Below are 6,053 nucleotides of genomic sequence, written 5' to 3'. Positions count from 1 at the left end.
CCCACCCTCCTTCGCGGCCTGAGCGAGCCCCTCCCCCATGGCAACCATCCTCATCGCGCCCTATCCCAGCCACGGCCACGTCAACCCCACGCTGAAGCTGGCCCGGTCGCTGCGCGAGCGCGGCCACCGCGTGCTCTACGCGGGCCCGCCGGACGCGCGCGAGCTGGTGCTGCGCGCCGGCTTCGAGTTCTTCCCCGTCCTGGAGACCCACCTCCCCGTGGGCAGCTTCGACGCCTTCGGCGCCAAGGGCTTCAAGGAACACGTGCGCAAGCTGCGCGCGTACACCCGGCGCATCGACTCCGCGCTGCAAGGCATTGGCGACGGGGAGCTGGACGACCTCTTCGAGCGCACGAAGCCGGACCTGGTGGTGTGCGATTGCATGCTGCCCTACCCCGCCCTGGTGGCTCACGGCCGCGACGTTCCCGCCGTGTTCTTCTGCGGGACCATCCCCCGAGAGTTCATCCACCCGTTCCTCGCACGCCCTCCGACCACGTTCGGGCGCCGCATGCGGGCCTTCGCCGTGGGCGCGCTCCTCTCCTTGATGGCGCTGCTGGGCGTGGCCCCCCGCATGCGCAAGCACCACGCGCGCATCGCGCGCCGCTACGGCTATCCCGTGGAGCAGCTTCCGACGGAGCCCGAGCCCATCCTCGTGCGAGGCCTCCCCGAGCTCATCCTCGCCCCCCGCGAGTTCGCGGAGCCGTCGGGCCACCTGGACTCCCAGTACCTCTACGTGGGGCCCAGCATCGACCTGGACCGGCCTCCCACCGAATTTCCCTGGGAGAAGCTGGCGAAGGACAAGCCGCTGGTCCTCTTCTCACTGGGCGGCATGGGCGGCTACAACCGGACGCTGGAGCAGCGGGTGCTGGAGACGGTGTTCGCGGCGGCCCGGGCCCGGCCCCAGTGGCAGTTCGTCTTCGCGGTCAACCCCACCCACGAGGCGCGCGACTTCGAGGCCGACAACGTGGTGGCGGTGAAGCACGCGCCCCTGCTCCAGTTGCTGGGGCGGGCCTCCACGGTCATCACCCACGGCGGCTTCAACACCGTGAAGGAGTGCATCCACTTCGGCGTGCCCATGGTGGTGATCCCGCTCGCGTTCGACCAGCCAGCGGTGGCGCGGCAGGTGGAGTCGCGGGGGCTGGGTGTGCACTGCCCGCCCCGGGAGCTGGAGGCGCAGGCCCTGCTGCGTCACCTGGACTCGCTGATGACGGAGCCCCGGTGGCGCGCGAGCGCGGAAGCCATGCGCGCGCGCTTCCACGAAGCCGACCGCGAAACGCCCATCGCGGACGCCGTTGAAGGGCTCCTGCGAAGGCCGCGAGCCGAGGACGCGCAGCTCGCGTCGGAAGCCTCCGGACGCTGAGCGGGAAGGCTCCGCGCCCGTCGATCTCGAGGATGAGCGCCGCCACCCAGGCGGTGCGCCAGTGCGGGTGCTGGAAGGCTCAGCGCCCGTCGGTCTCGAAGACGAGCGCCTCCACCCAGGCGGTGCGCCAGTGCTGGTGGAAGTGCTTCACCAGCACGTCGTCGCAGACGGCGTTGGCCACCGCCGCCAGCGCCGTGGCCTGATGGCGCGACGTGCGCAGCTCCGCCGGGTCCGGCAGCCTCGCCAGCACCTCCGCCGGCCGGAAGCGCAGCTCCAGCAGCGGACGCTCCGCCCCCTGCTCCGCCGCCACCCGCTTCTCCGCCGCTTGCGCCAGCAGGCTCTTGGGCGGGAACCACAGGAACAGCGCGGGCAGCAGGTCCGTCCCCGACGCCCCGGTGCCAGCCCCGCCTCGTTGGGCCGCCTCCGCCAGCGTCACCCAGTGCTTCAGCGGCACCTGGCGGTTGGAGATGGCCATGAAGCCCGCCAGCAGCGCTCCGGACGTCAGCGCCCCGTGGTGCCCCTCCTCCTGCCTCCCCGCCTCCACGTCGTAGCCCGTGTGGAACAGCCCCGCTTCGGCGTCGTACAGGAAGGCGAAGTGCATCGCCTCGCGCAGCGCGTGCGCTTGCGCCTCCAACCCCTTGAGCCCCGCCTCCAACGCCGCCTCCAACGGACGCGAGCGCACCGCCTGGAGCCCTCCCTCCACCACCACCAGCGCCGCCGCCAGCATGCCGCTCTCCTCCGGCAGGATGCGCCTCGGTGACACCGGCTGGCGGTCCGCGTCCATGTAGCGCGACAGGAAGTGGCCGTGGTGCCGCTCCAGCCCTTCGAGGAGCTGGAGCACCTGGCGTGTCCGGGCCTCCAACCCGTCAGGCTCCAGATGGCCCAGGTGGAAGGCGCTCAGCGGCGCCACCAGCCTCAACGCCAGGTCCGTGGGGGTGAACTCCCGCGCCGCCTCCGTCGCGCCGTCCTGGCGGTAGTGCTCCCAGGCCTGACGCGCCAGGGCGCGCAGCCGCTCCGCCTCCTGGGGTGGCACCTCGCGGCCCAGCCGCTTCGTCGGGGCCCGGAGGCTGACCACCACCAGGGGAATCCACAACAGGAGGAACGGCGCCGCCCAGGGCAGGGCGTGGGGCGCACGCCACGCGAGCAGCGCCGCGAACAGGGGCGACATCACCAGTCCACCCCACACCTCCGGGAGCGCGAGCGCCCCCCAGCTCTTCGTCCGCTGATTGGACTGCGCGTACGTCGTCCACTCCAGCATCCGACTGCGGTCGAACAGGAGTCCGTACAGCGCACGCGAGATCGCATCCAGGTACACCGCCGTCATGGGCAGCAGCGCGCAGAGCGACAGCAGGGTCATCGCCACCACCACGGGCACCAGCCGCACCACCGCGCCCAGGCCCGCGCCGAGCGACCGGGCGCGCCACACGGTGATCAACGTCCGCTTCACGGGCTCGACGACGGCGTCGCGGCAGGCCCACAGCGTGGCCCAGAGCGTCCACCACCCTGCCCCCAGCTCCGGCAGCAACCACCAGCCGTAGACGAGCGTCGCGACCGACAGCGGTTGGCCCAGGTTGCGCAGCAGGTCCACCGCCAGCCGCAGCCGGTAGAAGACCTTGAGCGTGTTGGGCACGCGGCTGCCATCCCGCATGGGCACGCGGGGGAAGACCCACGGCAGGAGCTGCCAGGAGCCCCGGGCCCAGCGGTGCAAGAGCCGCGCGAAGACGGCGTGGCCTCCGGGCTCGGCCTCGAAGATCTTGATGTCGTGGCCGTACGCCACGCGTGAGTACATGCCCTCGATGAGGTCGTGCGCGAGGATGTGATCCAACGGCAGGCGCCCCTCCAGGGCACGCGAGAAGGCCTCCACGTCGTAGATGCCCTTGCCGTGGAAATCCGACGTCCCGTAGGCGCGCTGCAACAGCCCCCAGTACCCCTCTCCATGGGGCTTCATCTTGCGGTCCATCAGCAGGGAGGTGGAGCGTCTGCCGTTCATCAGCCACATCTCCCGCGTGGGCGCGAACTCATAGGCGGGCTGGAGGATGGAGTAGCCGGCCACCACGCGCTGGCCCGACGCATCGAAGCGCGCGCGGTTGAGCGGATGGTGCAGCGTGCCCACCAGCACGCCCGCGCCTCCGGGCAGCAGGTGCGTGTCCGCGTCCAGCGTGATGACGTAGCGCACCGTGCGCACCACCTCCGGCACCGCGCTCACGTAGCTGGTGTCCGTCGCCCCTCGCACCAGCCGGTTGAACTCCTCCAGCTTGCCCCGCTTGCGCTCCCAGCCCATCCACAGGCGCGCGACCGGGTTCCACCGCCGCTCCCGGTGCAGGCAGAAGAAGCGCGGAGGGCCGCCCGCCGCGTGCCGCGCGTTCAAGGCCTGGATGCCCTCCTCCAGCCTGCGCACCAGCGCGTCCTCTCCAGGCAGGTGCTGCTGATCCGCGTCCCGGAAGTCCGTCAACAGCGTGAAGGAGACCTCCGGCTCCAGGTTGCCCAGGGCGTTGATCTCCAGCATCCGCAACTGTTCATCCACCTGCTCGGCGCCGCCGATGAGCACCGGGGTGACGACCATGGTGCGCGTCTCGGGGGTGAACACGCGACGCGGATCCAACCGGGGCAGCGACCGCAGCGGCCCCACCAGCAGCGACAGCACCTCGGTCATCCGGTCCTGGAGGAAGACCAGCAGCGCCAGAGCGACCACCGCCTCCAGGCCCAGCCGCCGCGCAAGGTCGATGCCGTACCCCGCGAGCACCCGATCCCCCAAGAGGAGCACCAGCGGCAGCACGACGACCGGGGTGAGGACGTAGAGCGTCTCCGCGTGCGCGCGCACCCCGCGGGACAAGCGCGTCCAGGCGGAGACGCGGCAGCCCAGGCGGGCCTCCAGCACCGGGCGCCCCTCCGCCAGCAGGTGCGTCCCCACGTGCCGCGCGCGTCCGTCCCCGGCGGGCTGCTCCGCGCTGAGCCGCACGGCCTCGCGCGCCACCTCCACCAGCGTCCTGCCCGAACCCGCCGCCAGCTCCCGGCACGCCTCGCGGTAGCGCTCGCGGGTCGCGTCGTCCAGGAGCCCGTAGGCCCCTTCCGGCTCCTGCTCGAGCACCGCGTCCAGCGCCTGGAGCGCTTCGGCGTCATGCCCGGCGGGCGGCGCGGAGGAGGCAGCCCGGACATTCGTCGTGGTGGGGGAAGACATGCGACCTCACGAAAACAAGAAGACTCAAGGCTTGCCGGGACGAAACAAGTCCCAGCGAAAACACAACAGCGATACATCCGTTACCCGGTGGCAGGGACCTGGGCGCCGTCGGGCAACCGGGAGGCGCGTCGGGCGAGGAAGTCCTCGATGGCGCCCGCCGCGCCCGGTCCGGCCTCCGCCCGCCGGAAGTGCTCCCGCAGCTTCAGGCACGCGTCGCGGTAGGAATCCGTGTCCAGCACGTCGTCGAGCGCGGCCGCCAGGCGCTCGGCGGTGACATCGCGGGGGGCCAGCACGCGCCCCACCCCGTGCATCTCCACCAGCCGCCCGATGTCCGGCTGGTCGAACTGCAACGGGATGGCGACCATGGGCACCCCGAACGCGATGCACTCCTTCACGCTGTTGGTGCCCGCGTGGTTCACCATCACCGCCGCGCGGCGCAAGAGCCCTAGCTGCGGGGCGACGCGCACCGCCACCACGTTGGCCCGCGCCGGAAAGGATGCGGGGTCGAAGGTGGAGCCCACCGCGATGACGAATCGCCAGTCTGGCCGCAGGGCCGCCGCGTCGAACGCGGCCTGGAGCAGGCTCCGATGGTGCGGCGAGTTGCCCGCCAGCGTCCCCAGCGCGAAGGACACCAACGGGCGCCCGTCGTCCAACTGCTCCCAGGGGAAGTCCGCCTCCTGGCGCTCCAGGTCGATACACGGTTCGGTGAAACAGTATTCGCCCGGCGCGCCCTTCACGCGCACCTCGGCGAACTCGCGCGGGCACAACAACAGCTCCGGCGACAGCGCCCGCTCCAGCGCCAGGTGCCCGCGCTCCCGGCGCAGCGGGTAGCCGTGCTTCTTCGCCAGCGCCTCCAGCGACGCGCGCAGGCGCGGCACCAGCCCCAACGCCACCAGCAGGCCCTCGAAAGGAATGGCCGCCCCGCGCCCGGGGCCGCGCTTCGCCCCGGCCGGCAGCGGGATGAACTCCGGCGGCACCGTCACGTTCATCTGGAGGACGGGCAGCTTGAGCCCGTGCCCCAGCACCGCCAGGTGACGCAGCTTCTCGTCGCACACGAGCAGCTCCGCGCCCACCTCGCGCAGCACCCCCTCCAGCTCCCCCGCCTCCAGCCGCAGCAGCACCTGGTTGAGGGCCAGCACCTGGGTTCGCAAGAACCCCAGCAGGCTGAAACCCTTCAGCCGCGACGCCGCCCCGCGCAGCTCGGCCACCCGGCCCTTGGGGAGCACGTCCCCGAACACGGCCCGGAAGTCGAAGCCCTCCGCGCGCACCTCGTCCTCGATCTCCGGGATGCCCAGGTACACCACCCGGTGCCCCGCCCGTTGCAGCGACCGCGCCAACCGCAGGCTCGGGTTGACGTGCCCCGGCACGGGAAGGGGGGCGATGACAATCGTGAACATCCACAGATCGTAAACAATTTTTCCAGTTTATATTGTAAAATCAGCTAGCACCGCCAAAGCAGAGGAGCCTCCCATGAACGTCAACCGCGTGAATCTCGTTTCAGGTGCTGTCTCTTATACA

3 protein-coding genes are annotated in these 6,053 nt (G+C 71.4%); 1 reads left to right on the top strand and 2 read right to left on the bottom strand.

What is annotated here, in order from left to right; all coding sequences use genetic code 11:
- Positions 1-37 precede the first annotated feature (37 nt).
- A complete protein-coding gene (locus D7V88_RS13810) occupies positions 38-1,357 on the top strand; it encodes a glycosyltransferase (RefSeq protein WP_120541106.1) in 1,320 nt (439 codons plus the stop codon).
- 79 nt (positions 1,358-1,436) lie between these two features.
- On the opposite strand, the gene D7V88_RS13805 is transcribed toward D7V88_RS13810, so the two are convergent.
- Both D7V88_RS13805 and D7V88_RS13800 read right to left on the bottom strand, forming a co-directional pair.
- A complete protein-coding gene (locus D7V88_RS13805; RefSeq protein WP_120541105.1) occupies positions 1,437-4,535 on the bottom strand; it encodes a hypothetical protein in 3,099 nt (1,032 codons plus the stop codon).
- A gap of 80 nt (positions 4,536-4,615) precedes the next feature.
- The gene (locus D7V88_RS13800) at positions 4,616-5,932 is read right to left on the bottom strand and encodes a glycosyltransferase (RefSeq protein ID WP_120541104.1); all 1,317 of its coding nucleotides are present in this window, start codon (positions 5,930-5,932) and stop codon (positions 4,616-4,618) included.
- Positions 5,933-6,053 lie beyond the last annotated feature (121 nt).

It is taken from the genome of Corallococcus terminator (assembly GCF_003611635.1).
GTDB classification, from domain to species: Bacteria; Myxococcota; Myxococcia; order Myxococcales; family Myxococcaceae; genus Corallococcus; species Corallococcus terminator.
Note: the sequence above shows the minus strand (reverse complement) of the source record. Positions and strands in the feature narration are given on the sequence as shown.

Excerpts from the sequence above, each read along its gene's own strand:
- D7V88_RS13810 (WP_120541106.1), top strand. The coding sequence starts at position 38 with ATGGCAACCATCCTCATCGCGCCCTATCCCAGCCACGGCCACGTCAAC.
- D7V88_RS13805 (WP_120541105.1), bottom strand. The coding sequence starts at position 4,535 with ATGTCTTCCCCCACCACGACGAATGTCCGGGCTGCCTCCTCCGCGCCG.
- D7V88_RS13800 (WP_120541104.1), bottom strand. The coding sequence starts at position 5,932 with ATGTTCACGATTGTCATCGCCCCCCTTCCCGTGCCGGGGCACGTCAAC.